This is a genomic window from Rhizobium indigoferae (assembly GCF_034554815.1).
Taxonomy (GTDB): Bacteria; Pseudomonadota; Alphaproteobacteria; order Rhizobiales; family Rhizobiaceae; genus Rhizobium; species Rhizobium leguminosarum.
Window position 1 is genome coordinate 3,071,432 of record NZ_CP140635.1, and the last position, 16,870, is coordinate 3,088,301.

General features: G+C 61.6%; 16 protein-coding genes. 10 read left to right on the top strand and 6 right to left on the bottom strand.

What is annotated here, in order from left to right:
* Window positions 1-389 precede the first annotated feature (389 nt).
* The 4 genes from U5G49_RS15475 (at window position 390) to U5G49_RS15490 (ending at window position 3,876) form a co-directional block, all read left to right on the top strand.
* Window positions 390-683, top strand: a complete 294-nt coding sequence (locus U5G49_RS15475) for an ArsR/SmtB family transcription factor (RefSeq protein WP_018484589.1) — start codon at window positions 390-392, stop codon at window positions 681-683.
* 1 nt (window position 684) lies between these two features.
* Window positions 685-1,851, top strand: a complete 1,167-nt coding sequence (locus U5G49_RS15480; RefSeq protein ID WP_193443477.1) for an MFS transporter — start codon at window positions 685-687, stop codon at window positions 1,849-1,851.
* 25 nt (window positions 1,852-1,876) lie between these two features.
* Window positions 1,877-3,001: an alkene reductase gene (locus tag U5G49_RS15485; RefSeq protein WP_018243004.1), complete on the top strand. Its 1,125-nt coding sequence runs from the start codon at window positions 1,877-1,879 to the stop codon at window positions 2,999-3,001.
* A gap of 74 nt (window positions 3,002-3,075) precedes the next feature.
* Window positions 3,076-3,876, top strand: a complete 801-nt coding sequence (locus U5G49_RS15490) for an aminoglycoside phosphotransferase family protein (RefSeq protein WP_018243005.1) — start codon at window positions 3,076-3,078, stop codon at window positions 3,874-3,876.
* On the opposite strand, the gene U5G49_RS15495 is transcribed toward U5G49_RS15490, so the two are convergent.
* The gene (locus tag U5G49_RS15495) at window positions 3,873-4,895 is read right to left on the bottom strand and encodes an NAD(P)H-binding protein (protein WP_130652824.1); all 1,023 of its coding nucleotides are present in this window, start codon (window positions 4,893-4,895) and stop codon (window positions 3,873-3,875) included. The genes U5G49_RS15490 and U5G49_RS15495 overlap by 4 nt on opposite strands.
* Before the next feature lie 94 nt (window positions 4,896-4,989).
* On the opposite strand from U5G49_RS15495, the gene U5G49_RS15500 reads away from it, so the two are divergent.
* Together U5G49_RS15500 and U5G49_RS15505 are read left to right on the top strand one after the other, a co-directional pair.
* Window positions 4,990-5,889, top strand: coding sequence for a LysR family transcriptional regulator (locus tag U5G49_RS15500; protein WP_018243007.1), 900 nt, complete (start codon window positions 4,990-4,992; stop codon window positions 5,887-5,889).
* 95 nt (window positions 5,890-5,984) lie between these two features.
* Window positions 5,985-6,500 carry a GrpB family protein gene (locus U5G49_RS15505; RefSeq protein WP_193443475.1) on the top strand — a complete coding sequence of 172 codons (516 nt, stop codon included), beginning with the start codon at window positions 5,985-5,987 and terminating at the stop codon, window positions 6,498-6,500.
* A gap of 2 nt (window positions 6,501-6,502) precedes the next feature.
* Here the strand turns inward: U5G49_RS15505 and U5G49_RS15510 are convergent, their stop codons facing one another.
* On the bottom strand, window positions 6,503-6,784 hold the full coding sequence (locus U5G49_RS15510) for a DUF2188 domain-containing protein (RefSeq protein WP_017965291.1): 282 nt from the start codon (window positions 6,782-6,784) through the stop codon (window positions 6,503-6,505).
* Between the two features lie 232 nt (window positions 6,785-7,016).
* On the opposite strand from U5G49_RS15510, the gene U5G49_RS15515 reads away from it, so the two are divergent.
* On the top strand, window positions 7,017-8,114 hold the full coding sequence (locus U5G49_RS15515) for a calcium:proton antiporter (RefSeq protein ID WP_130652826.1): 1,098 nt from the start codon (window positions 7,017-7,019) through the stop codon (window positions 8,112-8,114).
* 110 nt (window positions 8,115-8,224) lie between these two features.
* Here U5G49_RS15515 and U5G49_RS15520 read toward each other — a convergent pair whose 3' ends face one another.
* From U5G49_RS15520 to U5G49_RS15530, 3 genes are all read right to left on the bottom strand, one after another.
* The gene (locus U5G49_RS15520) at window positions 8,225-9,094 is read right to left on the bottom strand and encodes a 3-deoxy-manno-octulosonate cytidylyltransferase (RefSeq protein ID WP_130652827.1); all 870 of its coding nucleotides are present in this window, start codon (window positions 9,092-9,094) and stop codon (window positions 8,225-8,227) included.
* A gap of 47 nt (window positions 9,095-9,141) precedes the next feature.
* A complete protein-coding gene (locus tag U5G49_RS15525) occupies window positions 9,142-10,047 on the bottom strand; it encodes a glycosyltransferase family 8 protein (RefSeq protein ID WP_193443473.1) in 906 nt (301 codons plus the stop codon).
* Window positions 10,048-10,316: 269 nt separating this feature from the next.
* The gene (locus tag U5G49_RS15530) at window positions 10,317-11,519 is read right to left on the bottom strand and encodes a pyridoxal phosphate-dependent aminotransferase (protein ID WP_018243012.1); all 1,203 of its coding nucleotides are present in this window, start codon (window positions 11,517-11,519) and stop codon (window positions 10,317-10,319) included.
* A 384-nt stretch (window positions 11,520-11,903) separates the two neighbouring features.
* Between U5G49_RS15530 and U5G49_RS15535 the strand changes: the two genes are divergently transcribed.
* The 3 genes from U5G49_RS15535 (at window position 11,904) to U5G49_RS15545 (ending at window position 16,311) form a co-directional block, all read left to right on the top strand.
* Complete coding sequence (locus U5G49_RS15535) at window positions 11,904-14,291, top strand: marine proteobacterial sortase target protein (protein ID WP_193443471.1); 2,388 nt, start codon at window positions 11,904-11,906, stop codon at window positions 14,289-14,291.
* Window positions 14,281-15,000, top strand: a complete 720-nt coding sequence (locus tag U5G49_RS15540; RefSeq protein ID WP_193443469.1) for a class GN sortase — start codon at window positions 14,281-14,283, stop codon at window positions 14,998-15,000. Before U5G49_RS15535 ends, U5G49_RS15540 begins: the two co-directional genes overlap by 11 nt.
* 168 nt (window positions 15,001-15,168) lie before the next feature.
* Window positions 15,169-16,311 (top strand): PQQ-dependent sugar dehydrogenase, encoded by a 1,143-nt coding sequence (locus tag U5G49_RS15545; protein ID WP_193443467.1) that lies wholly within the window; start codon window positions 15,169-15,171, stop codon window positions 16,309-16,311.
* A gap of 4 nt (window positions 16,312-16,315) precedes the next feature.
* On the opposite strand, the gene U5G49_RS15550 is transcribed toward U5G49_RS15545, so the two are convergent.
* Window positions 16,316-16,786 (bottom strand): hypothetical protein, encoded by a 471-nt coding sequence (locus U5G49_RS15550; protein WP_026230701.1) that lies wholly within the window; start codon window positions 16,784-16,786, stop codon window positions 16,316-16,318.
* Window positions 16,787-16,870 lie beyond the last annotated feature (84 nt).

Below are 16,870 nucleotides of genomic sequence, written 5' to 3' on the forward strand. Positions count from 1 at the left end.
TTTGACCTTCACACTTATAAGGGCCCTGGTTTTCCAGTGGCCCTCTTTTTTTGCCCTTACTTCCTCGATAAATGCCGCACCGCAAAAAAATTGTGCGGCGCATAGCAGACATGCACAAAAAAGCATTGAAACCTGCTCAAGGAAGCACCATATCTCTCTGAGCTGATGCATCTTGTGGTTTCTCTCCCAGTACCACCGCATTAGCTGTTCCCCTCTGGAGGTTTTTGACCTTCACAATTACAAGGGCCCTGGTTTTCCGGTGGCCCTCTTTTTTTGCCCAAAATTTGCGCACTCACTAAAAACCACTGCCTCACGCCTCCGTGATTTGCATATCGAAACCTGCCGATCATTATATCGATTAAACACGATTTATAGTTCGGCGAATGACGATGGACAAAGACGAAATTATCAAGGCCCTCGCCCATCCCACCCGGATGGACATTCTGAGCTGGCTGAAAAACCCCGAGGAACACTTCCCCTCGCAGGAGCATCCTTTCGAAATGGGCGTCTGCGCCAGCCAGTTCGAGCGCTGCGGCCTGTCGCAGTCGACCGTTTCGGCCCATCTCGGCACGCTGCATCGCGCCGACCTCGTCACCACCAAACGCGTCGGCCAGTGGATCTTTTACAAGCGCAACGAAGAAACGATCGCCGCCTTCCTCAAGCAACTGACGCAGGATCTTTAGAATGCCCCTCGCCCTCCTCGTCCTCGCCTTGAGCTCGTTTGCGATAGGCACCACCGAATTCGTCATCATGGGTCTGTTGCCGGAGGTGGCTGCCGATCTCTCGGTCAGCATCCCGCAGGCCGGGTGGCTGGTCACCGGTTATGCCCTGGCGGTCGCGATCGGCGCCCCTGTGATGGCCGTTTCGACTGCGAAGCTGAAGCGCCGTACCGCCCTGATTGCGCTGATGGCATTCTTCATCGCCGGCAACCTGCTTTGCGCTCTGGCGAGCGATTATTGGGTGCTGATGATCGCCCGAGTCGTTACGGCACTCTGCCATGGCGCCTTCTTCGGCATCGGCTCGGTGGTTGCCGCCGGCCTCGTCGCCGAGGATCGCAGGGCCCGCGCCGTCGCGCTGATGTTCACCGGCCTGACACTTGCCAATGTTCTTGGCGTGCCGCTCGGCACCGCGATCGGCCAGGCCTATGGCTGGCGCGCCACCTTCGGCGTTGTCACCGTCATCGGTATCGTCACCATATCAGGCCTGATCGCCATCCTGCCCAGGGATAAGCAGCAAAAGAACGGCAGCATCCTGCGTGAGATCGCAGCCCTCAGGAATGGCCGCCTGTGGCTGGCACTCTCCACCACCGTCTTCTTCGCCGCCTCTATGTTCGCTCTCTTCACCTATATTGCGCCGCTGCTGCGCGACGTCACCGGCGTTTCGCCGGAAGGCGTCACCTGGACGCTGTTTCTGATCGGCCTTGGACTGACCATCGGCAACCTCGTCGGCGGCAAGCTTGCCGACTGGCGGCTCGGCGCGACGCTTGCCGGCGTCTTCGCCGCGATCGCCACGACCTCGATCGCCTTCAGCTATACGAGTCGCTTCTTCATCCCGGCTGAAATCACCCTCTTCCTCTGGGCGATGGCAAGCTTTGCCGCCGTGCCGGCGCTTCAGGTCGGCGTCGTCGGCTTCGGCAAAGACGCTCCGAATCTCGTCTCGACGATCAACATCGGCGCCTTCAACACCGGCAATGCGCTCGGCGCTTGGGTGGGCGGCGTGGTCATCGACGCCGGTTTCGATCTCACCCGCGTTCCGCTCGCCGCAGCCTTGATGGCCCTGATAGGCCTCGGCGCGACGGCACTCACCTATCTCTCCGCCAGGGGCCGGGCCGCCCTCGCCCCTGCCGAGTGATCCTCCCGCAAAAGAAAGGACCATCATGGCCAAGCTTTTCGAACCCACGAAAGTCGGCGACATATCAGTCAAGAACCGCATCGTCATGGCGCCACTCACCCGCAACCGATCGCCGGGCGCAATTCCCAACGACCTCAACGTCGAATATTACCGCCAGCGCGCCACATCAGGCCTGATCATCACCGAAGCAACCGCGATCACCCATCAGGGCCAGGGTTATGCCAACGTGCCTGGTCTCTACACCAAAGAGGCTCTCGACGGCTGGAAGCGCGTCACCGACGCGGTCCATGCATCAGGCGGCAAGATCGTCGTCCAGATGTGGCATGTCGGCCGCATCTCGCACACGACATTGCAGCCGAACGACGGCAAGCCGGTTTCATCGACCAATCGTGTCGCCAAGGCCAAGACCTATCTGGTCAATGCCGACGGCACCGGCAGCTTTGCCGACACCTCCGAACCACGCGCGCTCGAAACCGCCGAAATCCCCGGCATCATCGAGGATTACCGCAAGGCCGCACGGGCGGCGATCGACGCCGGCTTTGACGGTGTCGAGATCCACGGCGCCAACGGTTACCTGCTCGACCAGTTCATCCGCGACGGCGTCAATGACCGTACTGATGCATATGGCGGCTCGATCGAAAACCGCACCCGCCTGACTTTCGAAGTCGTCGATGCCGTGGTGAAGGAAATCGGCGCCGGCCGCACGGCGATCCGCATCTCACCGGTGACGCCGTCCGGCGAAAGCTACGATTCCAACCCGCAGGCGACCTTCACCCATGTCGTCGAGGGACTGGCCAAACACGACCTGGCCTATATCCATGTCATCGAAGGCCAGACCGGCGGCGAACGGGACTATAAGCAGGGCGACAATCCCGCCTTCGATTACAAGGGACTGCGCCAGACTTACGAAAAGGCTGGCGGCAAGGCCGACTGGATGGTCAACAATGGCTATGATCGCGATCTGGCGATCGACGCCGTCGCAAGCGGCCGCGCCGATCTCGTCGCCTTCGGCAAGCCTTTCATTGCCAATCCCGATCTCGTCGAGCGCCTGGTACACAATCTGCCGCTCAACACGCCCGACCAGTCGACCTTTTACGGCGGCACCGGCAAGGGCTATATTGACTATCCCGTCCTCGAAAAAGTCGCCTGAACCTTTCACACGCGAATGGGAATCCCGCCGAAAGGCGGGATTCCCATTTTCACGACCTCTCAGTAAGTTGCACCATGTTTAGTCCCCATCTTGATCGCTGGTCGCTGATATCAGACGGTGAACCCATCATCACCCATTCCAGCCGCCTGCTGCCGGTCCGCTGGCAGGGCAGGCCAGCCATGCTGAAAGTGGCGGCCGATATCGACGAACGTTATGGCGCGCTATTGATGCAATGGTGGGACGGCGACGGCGCAGCCTATGTCTACGCCCATGAGGGCGACGCCGTGCTGCTGGAAAGGGCGACGGGAAAACGCTCATTGCTTGCCATGGCGATGAACGGCGAGGACGACGAGGCAAGCCGCATCCTCTGCCGGACAGCGGCACGGCTGCATGCGCCGCGCGAAAAACCGCTTCCCGATCCCATACCCCTCACCCGCTGGTTCCGCGATCTGGAGCCGGCAGCAGGCAAGCATGGCGGCACGCTTACCGATTGCTCGGCGATCGCCAACACCCTCCTTGCCGATCAGCGTGAAGTCACCATCCTCCACGGCGACATCCACCACGACAATATCCTCGATTTCGAGGCACGCGGCTGGCTGGCAATCGATCCGAAGCGGCTCCATGGCGAACGCGGCTTCGATTTCGCCAATATCTTCGCCAACGAGGAACTGCCAACGATCACCGATCCCGCCCGTTTCCGCCGCCAGCTCGCCATCGTCTCAGCAGAGGCGAAACTGGAGCCGAAGCGGCTGCTGCGATGGATCGCCGCCTATTCCGGTCTTTCCGCCGCCTGGTTCCTCGGCGATCCGAATATTCAGCAGGCAGAGACAGCCCTGACGGTCGCCCGGATCGCGCTGGCCGAACTCGAGAGCTAACCCGCGTTCTGCGACGGGTGCCCGATAAGGGCGGCCGCGGCTTGACGGTGCGGTTCGGGCAGGCAGCCAAGCGCCACGAGCGAAGCCCTGACCGCCTCGTCGATCGGCGTCTGCGGCTCCTTGCCGAGTTCGGCCGTAAGCCTGGTATTCCGCATCCGCACCGGCACCTTCCAGAGATAGCGCATCTCCTTGATCTCCCGCATCACGGGAACGAAAGGAGCGGTCAGCGGCACGATCCACCAAGGGAAGTTGCCGATCTTCGCCCTACCGCCGACGACGCGCTTGATCGCTTCGGCCATCTGCATGCCGTCCGCATCCCAGAAGCCCTCCATGTGATAGACGGCGAAAGGCGGCAGTCGATCGGCCCGCTCGACGAGTTGGGCAATGGTTTCTGCCATGTCGGGCAGGTAGGCCCATTGATGGCCGATGCCGCGCCGTGCCGGGTTCCTGATCGTGCCGACCGGCTTGCCTGGGGTCACGAGGCCGGACGAAAACCAGCTATTGGCCGTCGTGCCTGGACCGAAGAAATCCCCTCCCCTGACGATGATGGCGCCGGCGCCGGACTGCGACGCCGCCTTCAGCCGCTTCTCCATTTCGACGCGGATCGCCCCCTTCTTCGTCACCGGATTCTGTGGGCTTTCTTCCGTCGGCGCCGGCTGGGCATCGGGACCAAAATTATAGACGTTGCCCGGCAGCACGACGCGCACGCCGACTACGCGAGCAGCGGCGATGGTATTGTCGAGCATCGGCAGCACCAGCGTTTCCCAGTCGCGATAACCGGGCGGATTGACAGCATGGACGATCAGGCCGACGCCTTCAGCCGCCCTCAGGACGTCGCCGGCATTCATCGCATCGCCCTGCACCCATTCGAAAGCCGGCTCGTTCCTCGACGCTTTGGCGGCGTCACGGTTCAGCGCCCGGATGCGCCAGCCGCGCGCAAGCAGCTTGCGGGCAACCGCGCCGCCGATACCGCCTGTGGCGCCGAGAATGAGGGCCGTCGTCTTCATTTTGCTGCTCATGACAATCATCTCCTTCGATCGGATGAGAGGATCATGCCCCCAGAAGGGAATAAACGAAATTGACGAAATAAATGCATCTGCTATACAAAAATATATGAGCGTCGAACCAAGCTGGGATTTCTACCGCAGTTTCCTGACCGTGCTCCAGCAAGGGTCGCTGTCAGCCGCCGCCCGCGAACTGGGGCTGACTCAACCGACCATAGGCCGCCATGTCGACGCCCTGGAACTGGCGATCGGCGCCGAACTCTTCACCCGCTCACCGAACGGCCTGCTGCCGACCGACGCCGCACTGGCGCTCAAGCCCTATGCCGAAACGCTGGCGGCAACCACCGCCGCCCTTTTGCGCACAGCATCCGGCCAGCGCGATTGCGTGACGGGAACGGTCAGGGTCAGCGCCAGCGAGGTCATCGCCGTCGAAGTACTGCCTGCGATTCTCGGACCGCTGCAGGAGACTTATCCGGAACTTCAAATCGAGCTCTCGGCTTCCGATACGATCGAGGACCTGGTGAACCGCGAAGCCGATATTGCCGTGCGCATGGCCGAACCGCAGCAGGACGCACTCGTCGTGCGCCGAATCGGCGATATCCCGCTCGGCTTTCACGCCCATCGCCGCTATCTCGAACGATACGGCATTCCGCAGACCCTGGCTGACCTCGCAAACCACCGGCTCATCGGCTTCGACCGGCAGACGGCCTATGTCCGCATGGTGATGAAACGTTATGCGGTGCCTGGCATCGAGTTCTCCTTCCGCTCCGACAGTAACCTTGCCCAACTTTCGGCGATCCGTGCAGGCGTTGGCATCGGCATCTGCCAGACAGGGCTCGCGCGTGAAAATCCAGACCTTGTTCACATCCTGCCTGATGCCTTCAGCATTCCGCTCGGCACGTGGGTGGCGATGCATGAGAGCCTGAAGTCTTCGCCGCGCTGCCGCGCTACCTTTGATGTATTGGTCAAGGGACTTCAGGACTATCACCGATATTCGACCAGCGCATAATCGCGAAAATCAGAATCGATTTTCGCAAAGAATCATGCGCAAATTTCGAAGCGATAGAGCCTCCTTAACGCGTCGAGCACCACAGCGGGATGAAAATGATAACGCACATCCCGGTTGAACTCGTGCCTCACGATCCGCAATGGCCGCAAGCCTTCCAGCGCATCCGCAACAGGCTGCTGACCTTGCTGCCGCAGGCGCTCTCCATCGATCACATCGGCAGCACGTCCATACCGGGCATGACAGCCAAGCCGCTTATCGATATCGACATCGTTCTTCCCGACCTCGGGCATATCGAGGGCGCCACACGCGTGCTCCTGGTAGAAGGCTACGAGCCACGCGGCAACCGCTATGACGACGAGGTTTGGGCTTTTCTATCGAGAGGTTCAGTGCCGGCGGAACGGGTCTACCTTTGCCCTTCCGGCAACGGCACGCATCGAAACAGGCTGGCTTTCCGGGATTATCTCATCGCGCATCCGCAAGCGGCGGCCGATTATACCGCGCTCAAACGCAGGCTGGCAGCCGAATTCAGGATGGACGGCGACCGCTACACTGCGCATAAGCGCGAATTCGTCGATGCGATCGTCGCGCGGGCATTGACGGGCGATGCTTAGCTTCAAATGCCTTGCGAGGCCTCGGCCGTACGGTCCTTCCACAGACCGTCCACCACTTCGGTTTCCGGCCGGTCGCCGCCCTCGGCATATTCCTCATGCCATTTGCCGTTCTCGTCCTGCCAACTGATCTCGGCGGAATCGCCGCCGACCTGCTGTTCGGCCGCGACGATGCGCGCAGCTTCGAGCGCCTCGGCATGGGTCGGGAATGCCTCGGAATAGACACCTCCCAGCCTGTAGGCCCAGCCGCCGTCATGTGGCACGACTTCGTAGACCACCTTGATCATGCATCCGTCTCCTCATCTTCTTGTTGCGCATTCGCACGCTTCCGGACAGGATCCGGATCATCGCGGCCGCTTGACGAGAATTCGAGGACGCCGCGATCTGCTTTCCGGCCCCGATGACGTTCAGTATTCCATTAAACGCCGAAGACTGCAAATGGCACTCGACCGGAGCTCGCTTGATAGGCGAAATCAGCGACTTAGATAAAAATGCGTGAATCTGGACAGGAGGTGAGGCTTGAGGATCGCGTCACGCTTTAAAGAAGAAAAGTTTCTGGTCGCCGCACTTGTCGTTGCAGCGATCGCCTATCTCTTGGAACACGCCGTGATTGGGATGGGGCGCGGGGTCGCGCTGATCGCAGCCGTCGTCCTGGTCGGCACCATCGTGCTCGCCTCGATCCGCGTCGCCCATCATGCCGAACTGCTCGCCGTCAAGGTCGGTGATCCCTATGGCACGATGATCCTGACGCTCTCGGCTGTTGCCGTCGAAGTCATCATCCTCGCCATCATGATGGGCGGCGAGAGTTCGCCGACGCTGGTGCGCGACACGATCTACTCGGCCCTGATGCTCGATATCAACGGCATTCTCGGCCTTGCCGCCCTGCTCGGCGGCCTCAAGCACGGTGAACAGCCCTATAACGACAATTCCGGCAAGACCTACGGCGTGATGATCCTCACCGCCATGGGCATCTCGATGATCGTGCCGGAATTCGTGCCGAGCGACAAATGGCACTATTATTCCGCCTTCACCATCGTCGCGATGATCGCGCTCTACGGCCTCTTCCTGCGCATGCAGGTTGGCCAGCACAGCTATTTCTTCAGCTACAGCTACCCGCGCTCCGAACGGAAGAAAGAAACTCCGGACGAGCATGGCGCCGACGAGTCGACTGCAATCTCGATCGCCACCATTCTCGTCGGCGTCGTCATCATCGGCCTGCTGGCGGAGTTCATGGCGGCCTTCATGACCGAAGGCCTGCGCGACAGCGGCGCGCCGATCGCCGTGACCGCCGTCGTCGTCGCAGCGATTTCGGCGGCCCCCGAGATCCTGACCGCATTAAGGGCGGCACTCAGGAACCGCATGCAGGCGACGGTCAACATCGCCATGGGCGCCTCGCTGTCGACGGTCATCCTGACGGTGCCCGTCATGGAGGCGATCGCGCTCTATACTGGCCAGCCCTTCATCATGGCGATGACCCCGGTGCAGACGGTGATGGTGGCGATCACGCTGATTGCCGCCGCGATCAACCTCAACGACGGCGAGACCAACGCCATCGAGGGCATGACGCATTTCATCCTCTTCGCCACCTTCGTCATGCTGACGGCGCTGGGACTTTGAGGGCTCCCCTTCTCCCCGACAGGGGAATGGAGAGCAGCCATCCGCGCGCGGAACGTTAGCTCAAAGACAGCTTTCTCGACAGCCTCGCCTTTGGGGAGGGCTTTCGACAGTCATTCCTTCGACTTTTCGAGGAAACGCTGCTTGCGGGTTTTCGGCTTGAAGCGCCGGAAGAAACCCTCAATGGCGCGGATCGATTTGGTGACGGACATCAGCCTGTCGATCTGGCCGTTCGCATTGTGGAGCCGTTCCGACAGAACTTCAGCCGCAGTCATCGCGATCTCGATCGGCGGCACCTGTGGGAAGCGTTTGGCGAGTGCCGCATAGGGGCCGGCGTCCACGCCGCCCATCATCGAGATCGTGCCCATCCTGGCAAAGAGACGCAGGAAGATCTGCTCGAACGTCCAGTCGTGCACGTCGAAGACCTTCCACTTCTCGCTCCTCTTGGCCGAAAAGCCGGCGAGCAGGATCTTGCCCGGCAGTTGCAACTCGGCAAGCCAAAGCGCCATCGCAAAGCCGCTCGTCGCGATTTTGCCTGTCGGATAGAGGTCGCCGAGCACTTGCGTCAGATCGAGATGGCGGGTTCTGGCGCCCTTGAAGCCGCTCGCGTCACTGAAGTTCTCCTCCGGGGAGACGCGAATGTTGACGACGCCCAGAAAATCGTCGCCGGCAAAGAAACGCAGGACATCCACCACCTCGCGCCGGTGAACGATATTGGCGCCCATCACGCCGCTGCGGGCAATCAGCACCGCATGGCCGGCGAAGGGTTCGTCGAGCACCTTATAAACATTGTTGAAGAACACGTAGAGCGCTGTCTCCGGCAATTCGCTTCGCAGCCGTCCGAAATCGACCGCCTCGCTGTTTGCCACCAGCACGACGTGGGAATAGGGGGACAGCAACGCCTTCCACGCCTCCGGCATCAGGACGTTGAAGCCGCCATCTGCGGCGGCGGCACTCTGCGTATCACTGGGGATTGCTTCCATACCGGCTCACATGCACTTTCCAAGGACGATGCGCTCTGCCCGCCTTACTAGCTGTTGCTGAAATAGGCGCGCGTTCGTGCCAGCCGCGTCAGCCCGCCGATGCGCTTTCCCAAATGCGAGAAGAAACCCGCAACTCGACCCGCCATTGACGGCTGCCCGCAGAAAGAGGCCCACGGTGTGTTGCTGAGATCCTCGATATAGTGCTTGGCCATCCGCCGGTGCACCCAGGGCACGGTGGCCTGCCACGGCTTTTTCCGGCCGGTGAAATGAAGGATCGCCGGCCGGTCGACGAAGGGCAGCAGGCCCGTCTGCGTGTTCCAGCGCGGACCGAGCACCAGCCAGTCGCCGTCGAAGATGACATTCAGCGCATCCTGGTCGTTATTCTCGAAAAGATGCGACCGCTCCTCGAAGATCTCCCGTGTCCTCGCAAAAAGCTCCCTCTCCCGGCAGGCCGACCAGTCGAACAGCAGCACGCCGGCATTGAAATAGCGGCCGCCCTCGCGCATGCCGATCTTCCGCTGCCGGGCACCGGCCTTTTCAGGAAAGGCCATGACATAATCGTCGACCGCAGCCAGCGCTTTGCCTTGAAAATTTCTCGTGAAGAGTTCGTCGACCGGCGAAACCGCCAGCACATCGGCGTCGAGATAGAGCAGGCGCTCGATATGATCGGGTATATGCAGATCCATGTAGAGTCGCGCCAATGTCGCGCCCGACCAGCGGCCCCGCGCCTGCAGCGCCGTATCCGGCGTATTGTAGGGCAGCACCCTGATCGCCATGTCATGCAGCCGCGCGAAATTTCCCACCTCGGCGATCTCGTTCGGCTTGAGGTCGATGCCGAGAAGCAGGAACTCCACGGCAGAGCCTGAGAGATTGCGCTTGACGGAAAGCAGGGTGCAGCAGGCGGCAGGCAGCATGTTGACATCCGAACAGACGATCACGGCACTCTGCTGCAAAATCCCGGCCTCCCGAAGCGGCGCTTAAACTTGATGCCGGATATCTAGTTGGTTTGATGCCAACCCGCAACCGCAGATCACCCGCCGGACCGTCACTCTGCGTCACGTTTTGAATCGGATTTCAACGACTTGAGAGGCAAAGCGGAATCAACTCCGCAGCATGTTGAATCGGGATGTGAGGGATAATCGCAGCGCCAGCCCAACGTCGCCGCAAACAAAAAGGCCCGCCGTCGCCGGCAGGCCTTCGATCGGTGTTTTTGAAAACCCGCTTACTTGCAGGCGCCGCAGAAGCGCTGGATGCGGCGGCAGGCTTCCTCGAGCTGCTCTTCCGAAGTCGCATAGGAGATACGGAAGTTCGGGCCGAGGCCGAAGGCCGAACCGTGAACAACGGCGACGCCTTCCGATTCCAGCAGCTCGGAGACGAAATCCTCGTCCGTCTCGATGACCTTGCCGGAGGGCGCGGTCTTGCCAATCAGACCCTTGCACGAGGGATAGACATAGAAGGCGCCTTCCGGCACCGGGCAGACAATACCCTTGGCCTGATTCAGCATCGAAACGACGAGATCGCGACGGCCTTCGAAGATCTTCTTGTTCTCAGGGATGAAGTCCTGCGTGCCGTTCAGCGCTTCGACAGCCGCCCACTGGGCGATCGACGTCGCACCCGAGGTCTGCTGACCCTGGATCATGTCCATGGCCTTGATGAGCTGGATCGGGCCGGCCGCATAGCCGATACGCCAGCCGGTCATCGCATAGGCCTTGGAGACGCCGTTCATCGTCAGCGTGCGGTCGTAAAGCTGCGGCTCGACTTCCACAGGCGTGACGAACTTGAAGTCGCCATAGGTCAGGTGCTCGTACATGTCGTCGGTCAGCACCCAGACCTGCGGATTCTTCATCAGCACATCCGTCAGCGCCTTCAGCTCGTCATGCGTATAGGCGGCCCCCGTCGGGTTGGACGGCGAGTTGAAGATGAACCACTTGGTCTTCGGCGTGATCGCCTTTTCGAGATCGGCCGCCTGAAGCTTGAAGTTATGCTCCTGGGTGGCAGAAACGAAAACCGGCGTGCCGCCGCACAGTGCCACCATCTCAGGATAGGAAACCCAGTAAGGCGCCGGGATGACGACTTCGTCGCCGGGGTTCAGCGTTGCCATGAAGGCGTTGAAGAGGATCTGCTTGCCGCCGGTGCCGACGATCGTCTGCTCCCAGGAATAGTCGAGGCCGTTCTCGCGCTTGAACTTGGCGGCGATCGCCTTGCGCAATTCCGGGATACCGGAAACCGGCGTGTACTTCGTTTCGCCGCGGTTGATCGCGTCGATGGCCGCCTTCTTGATATTATCGGGCGTATCGAAATCCGGCTCACCGGCGCCGAGGCCAATGACGTCACGTCCTTTTGCTTTCAGCTCGCGCGCTTTCTGGGAGACGGCGATGGTGGCTGAAGGCTTCACACGGGAAAGAGCATCGGCAAGGAAAGCCATGATAACGGTCCTAATGGTTGAAACGGGCAGAAAGCCGGGACCGGAGTTCTGCGGTTAGCTCTATGTCCAATGTATGACGGCATTTCAAGCGGAAAGGCGTCATGGTGGCATGATTCTTATTGATCGGTTCGCCGCGCCATCAGCCCGGCATGCCGCCCCCTTGGGAGAGGCTTGCGTCACCTGGTCGAAACGCCATGCGCAGATCTTGAATCAATCTCTGAAGTCATCCGGATTTATCCCCTGAAATCAGAGGCATCGTCGAATTCGGCCATCGCCACGAATAAGCCGCAACAAATGCCGCGCCACGCCGCAATTCGGTCGCGAGCGCGCCGAGATCGAAGCCGCATCATCCGGCATCCGAAATTGGTTATTGAGGGTATGCCAATGTTTCTGGAAGATGAGTTTGCCATAGGGCGCATTCGCGCGCGCCGAATTTCCGTTTCAGTCCTTGTTGCATTCACTATCTTTGCGGCCTGCATCACCGCGGTGCTGGGACTTGCCTCCGCCGCCCGCGCCGCCGAGACGCCGCAGGCATCCGCTGAGCTCGCAGCACTTGTCCGGCCGAACGACGTCCGCAGCGGCTCGCTGCTCTTTCCGTCGAAGGAGCCGGGCTTCTATGTCGAAGCGCCGCGGCTGAAGAGTGATGTCGCCATCGATGTCTCCGGCCCGATCGCCAGGGTGAAGGTGACGCAACGCTTCCAGAATCCGAGCCAGGGTTGGGTCGAGGGCACCTACGTCTTTCCGCTGCCGGACAATTCCGCCGTCGACACCCTGAAAATGCAGATCGGCGAACGCTTCATCGAAGGCCAGATCAAGCCGCGCCAGGAAGCCCGCGAGATCTACGAGCAGGCCAAGGCCGAGGGCAAGAAGACGGCGTTGCTCGAGCAACAGCGGCCGAACATCTTCACCAACCAGGTCGCCAATATCGGTCCCGGCGAAACTATCGTCGTCCAGATCGAGTATCAGCAGATGATCCACCAATCGGGCGGCGAGTTCTCGCTGCACTTCCCGATGGTCGTCGCCCCGCGCTACAATCCGGCGCCGATCGTCCAGACCGTCGAGTTCAACAACGGCGCCGGTTTTGCCACACCGCGAGACCCGGTGGAAAACCGCGACAAGATCGAAGCCCCCGTGCTTGACCCGCGTGAGAACGCCAGGATCAATCCGGTTTCGCTGACCGTCGATCTCAAGGCCGGTTTCCCGCTCGGCGACGTCAAATCCTCCTTCCACGCGGTCGATATCAGCCAGGACGGCGACCAGGCGAGAACGATCAGCCTGAAGGCGGACTCCGTTCCCGCCGACAAGGATTTCGAGCTCACCTGGAAGGCCGCCCCCGGCAAGGTGCCGAGTGCCGGCCTCTTCCGTGAAGTGATTGATGGTAAGACCTATCTGCTCGCCTTCGTTACCCCGCCCATTGCCCCCGATACGGCAGCGCCGCCGGCGAAACGCGAGGTGGTCTTCGTCATCGACAATTCCGGCTCCATGTCCGGCCCGTCGATCGAGCAGGCAAGGCAGAGCCTGGCGCTTGCGATCTCCAAGCTGAACGCCGACGACCGCTTCAACGTCATCCGTTTCGACGATACGATGACCGATTATTTCAAGGGTCTCGTCACTGCCACCCCTGACAATCGCGAAAAGGCGATTGCCTATGTCAGAGGCCTGACTGCCGACGGCGGCACGGAAATGCTACCTGCCTTGCAGGCTGCGCTGCGTAACCAGGGACCGGTCGCAACCGGAGCGCTGCGCCAGGTCGTGTTCCTGACGGATGGCGCGATCGGCAACGAACAGCAGCTTTTCCAGGAGATCACCGCAAACCGCGGCGATGCCCGTGTCTTCACCGTCGGCATCGGCTCGGCGCCGAACACCTATTTCATGACCAAGGCCGCCGAAGTCGGCCGCGGCACCTTTACGGCGATCGGCTCGACCGATCAGGTGGCGAGCCGCATGGGCGAGCTTTTCGCCAAGCTGCAGAACCCAGCCATGACCGATATCGCCGCAACCTTCGAAGGCATCGCTGCCGAGGATATCACGCCGAACCCGATGCCGGACCTCTATAGCGGCGAGCCTGTCGTGCTGACCGCGCGACTGCCTGACGATAAGCCCGCCGGCAAGCTGCAGATCTTCGGCAAGACAGGCGAGCAGCCCTGGCGCGTCGAGATAGATATCGCCAATGCCGCCAACGGCAACGGCATTTCCAAGCTCTGGGCGCGGCGCAAGATCGACGATTTCGAGGCGCGCGCCTATGAACGTCAGGATCCGGCCGCGCTCGACAAGGATATCGAGACCGTCGCGCTCGCCCATCACCTCGTCTCCCGCGTCACCAGCCTTGTTGCCGTCGATGTCACCCCGTCTCGCCCGGTCGATCAGCCGCTCGGCTCGACCAAGCTGCCGCTCAACCTGCCGGAAGGTTGGGACTTTGATAAGGTCCTAGGCGAAAACCCTGCCCCTCGTGACGACGCAGAGCGCCATGGCTCGGCTACGCCTACGGGAAGCGCCGGACCGGAGCAGGCTGCGGCCGAAACACAGAAACTCATCGCATCGCCTGAGATCGCAAACATGATGGCTGCAGCCCCGACCGCCAAGGCCGCCACCATGATCGCGCAAAAAAGCACGACCGTGAACCTGCCGCAGACGGCAACGCGCGCCGACGAGCAGATCATCCGCGGGCTGACCATGTTGCTCCTCGCGCTGATGGCGGCAAGCGGCCTGGCCGTCTGGCGGCGGCGCCTCAAGGGCATTATCGCCGTCGGAGCTAAGCGAAATGGTCTCTAGGCTCTCTGCAAGCCAGAATGAGGAAGCGGCCGAATTCGAGCCGCTTCCGACCTATCTGGAACTCGCCATGGCCGCCGCCACGGCCTATGACCGGCCGAAGATGCGCCAGAAGAAGGGTTTCTTCCTCTGGCGTCTTTCCTCGATCGAAAAAGCAATCGCCTTTGCCATCGCCGGCCTTGCCCTCTATGGCTTGGCGCTGATCGGCGACGGCTTCCTGCTGAAGGCGAAGGCGGAGCTTTCCCAGATCCTGCTGAAACGCGCCTTCGCCGCCGAATTGCGGGGCGAAGAAACAAAACCCTGGCCCTGGGCGGATTTCACCACCGAGGCCAAGGTTCGCGCCCCGCGCCTCGGCAAGGAGGCGATCGTGCTCTCCGGCGCCTCCGGCGAAGCTCTCGCCTTCGGTCCGGCCTGGCTCGTCAACACGCCACAGCCCGGAGAGGAAGGCACCTCCGTCATTGCCGCCCACCGCGACACGCATTTCCGCTGGCTGCAATATATAAGGCCCGGCGATACGATTGAAGTCACGCGCCGCGACGGCAAACTGTTGACCTTCAAGGCCGGCGAGGGCCGCATCGCCCCGTGGGATGCAAGCGGCATCGATCCCTCCTCCGATGGCCGCCACCTGGTGCTGACCACCTGCTGGCCCTTCGACGCGACGGAACGCGGGCCATTGCGCTACATCCTCGAGGCGGAATTGGTCGATGGCTAGAGCGCCGTGCGTCCGCTTGGACGCACAAAGGACGCTCTACCTCTTTTGAATCTGCGCGACGGGATCGGTTCAACCGGTAAACACAAAGCCGTTATTGCAGGTCGAATGTGGGTTGAAGCTCTCGCCTGCCCGCTCCACGTTCAGCCTGAGAGACGACGGGGATGCACGATGAAGAGAATGTCCGCCTTCCATTTCGCCGCAGCGCTGGTTCTGTTCGGCACCGTGTCGGCGGATGCGGCCGACACCATCAACACGCAGGATCTCGCGGTGCGGGTCGACAAGCTTGCCGACGGCCTCCAACATCCCTGGGCGGTCGAGGTCTTGCCCGACGGCGCCTATCTCGTCACCGAGCGGCCGGGCCGCATGCGCATCGTCCGCGACGGCAAGCTCTCCGACCCGATCGGCGGCGTGCCTAAGGTCAGCGCCCGTGGCCAGGGTGGCCTGATGGACGTGGCGCTCGCACCGGACTTTGCAACATCTCGCAAGCTCTATTTCACCGCCGCCATCGCCAACAGCCGGGGCTCCGGCACCGAAGCCTTCAGCGCCACGCTTTCAAATGACGAAAAGACGCTTCACGCCGTGACGCCTGTTTTCACCATGCAGCGCTTCACGTCAGGCAACATCCAGTACGGCTCGCGCATCGCGATTGCCCGAGACGGCTCGCTGTTCATCAGCGTCGGCGACCGCGGCGACCGCGACCGCTCGCAAGACTGGCAGGACGATGCCGGCTCGATCATCCATATCAATGCCGACGGCAGCATCCCTGCCGACAATCCGTTCAAAGACGGCGGCAAGGCGCTGCCGGAAATCTGGTCGAAAGGCCACCGCAACCCGCAGGGCATCACCTTCGACGCCAAGGATGGCAAGCTCTATACCGTCGAGCACGGCGCGCGCGGCGGCGACGAGATCAACCAGCCCGAGGCCGGCAAGAATTACGGCTGGCCTGTTATCACCTATGGCCGCGATTATTCGGGTGCCGCGATCGGCGAAGGCACGGCCAAGGAAGGGCTGGAACAGCCGCTGCATTATTGGGATCCTTCGATCGCACCCGGCGCGCTCGTCGTCTATCGCGGCGCCATGTTCCCGGAATGGGACGGCAATTTCATCGTCGCGGCGCTGAAGTTCCAACTGCTCTCGCGCATGCAGCGCGACGACGGCGGCGCCTTCGTCACCGAAGAACGTCTGTTCGAGGGCGAATACGGCCGCATCCGCGACGTCGTCGTCGCACCCGACGGCGCCCTGCTGATGGTGACGGACGAGGACAACGGCGCGCTGCTCAGGATCTCCAGAGCGCAGGCCCGCAACGGCTGAGACGTCACAACGCGCCGCGCAGTTCCTTGCGGATGACGAATTTCAACCCGGACCAGATTTCGTCGACGGCGCAGACCTTGATGTCGACGAGGCCCATCGGAAGCAGAACCTCCCGCAGCACGTCCTCGGTGATATCAGTCGGCACCCTCGAGCTCTTCTTAGGCCAGGAGATCCAGACCATGCCATTCGGCACCAGAACAGGCAGGAGCGCAGGCGCGGTCCGCTCTAGCACGGCCCGTTCGGTCGTAAAGAGATGCACATAGTCGAATACGCGTGCGGGCGTCTCCGGAAGTGCCCGAACGACCGAGGCAAAACCGTCGAAACCATTGATGTCGCCGATCGTTTCGGGAATGCCGAGAAGAGCGGCTGACTGCCCCTGTGCAAGGCCGAGTTTCCTGACGAGCGGCGTGCCGGAATAGCCTGCCGCCCTCGGCGCGGCCACGTCGCCGGCCGGCTTCCGTTCTTCGCCTCGCATGCCTTCACCTCCGTCAACCGGCACGAAGTCTTCACCCTTGCCGAAAGGAAACGCAACTGCTAACCGCTTGCGCACATCTCCCTT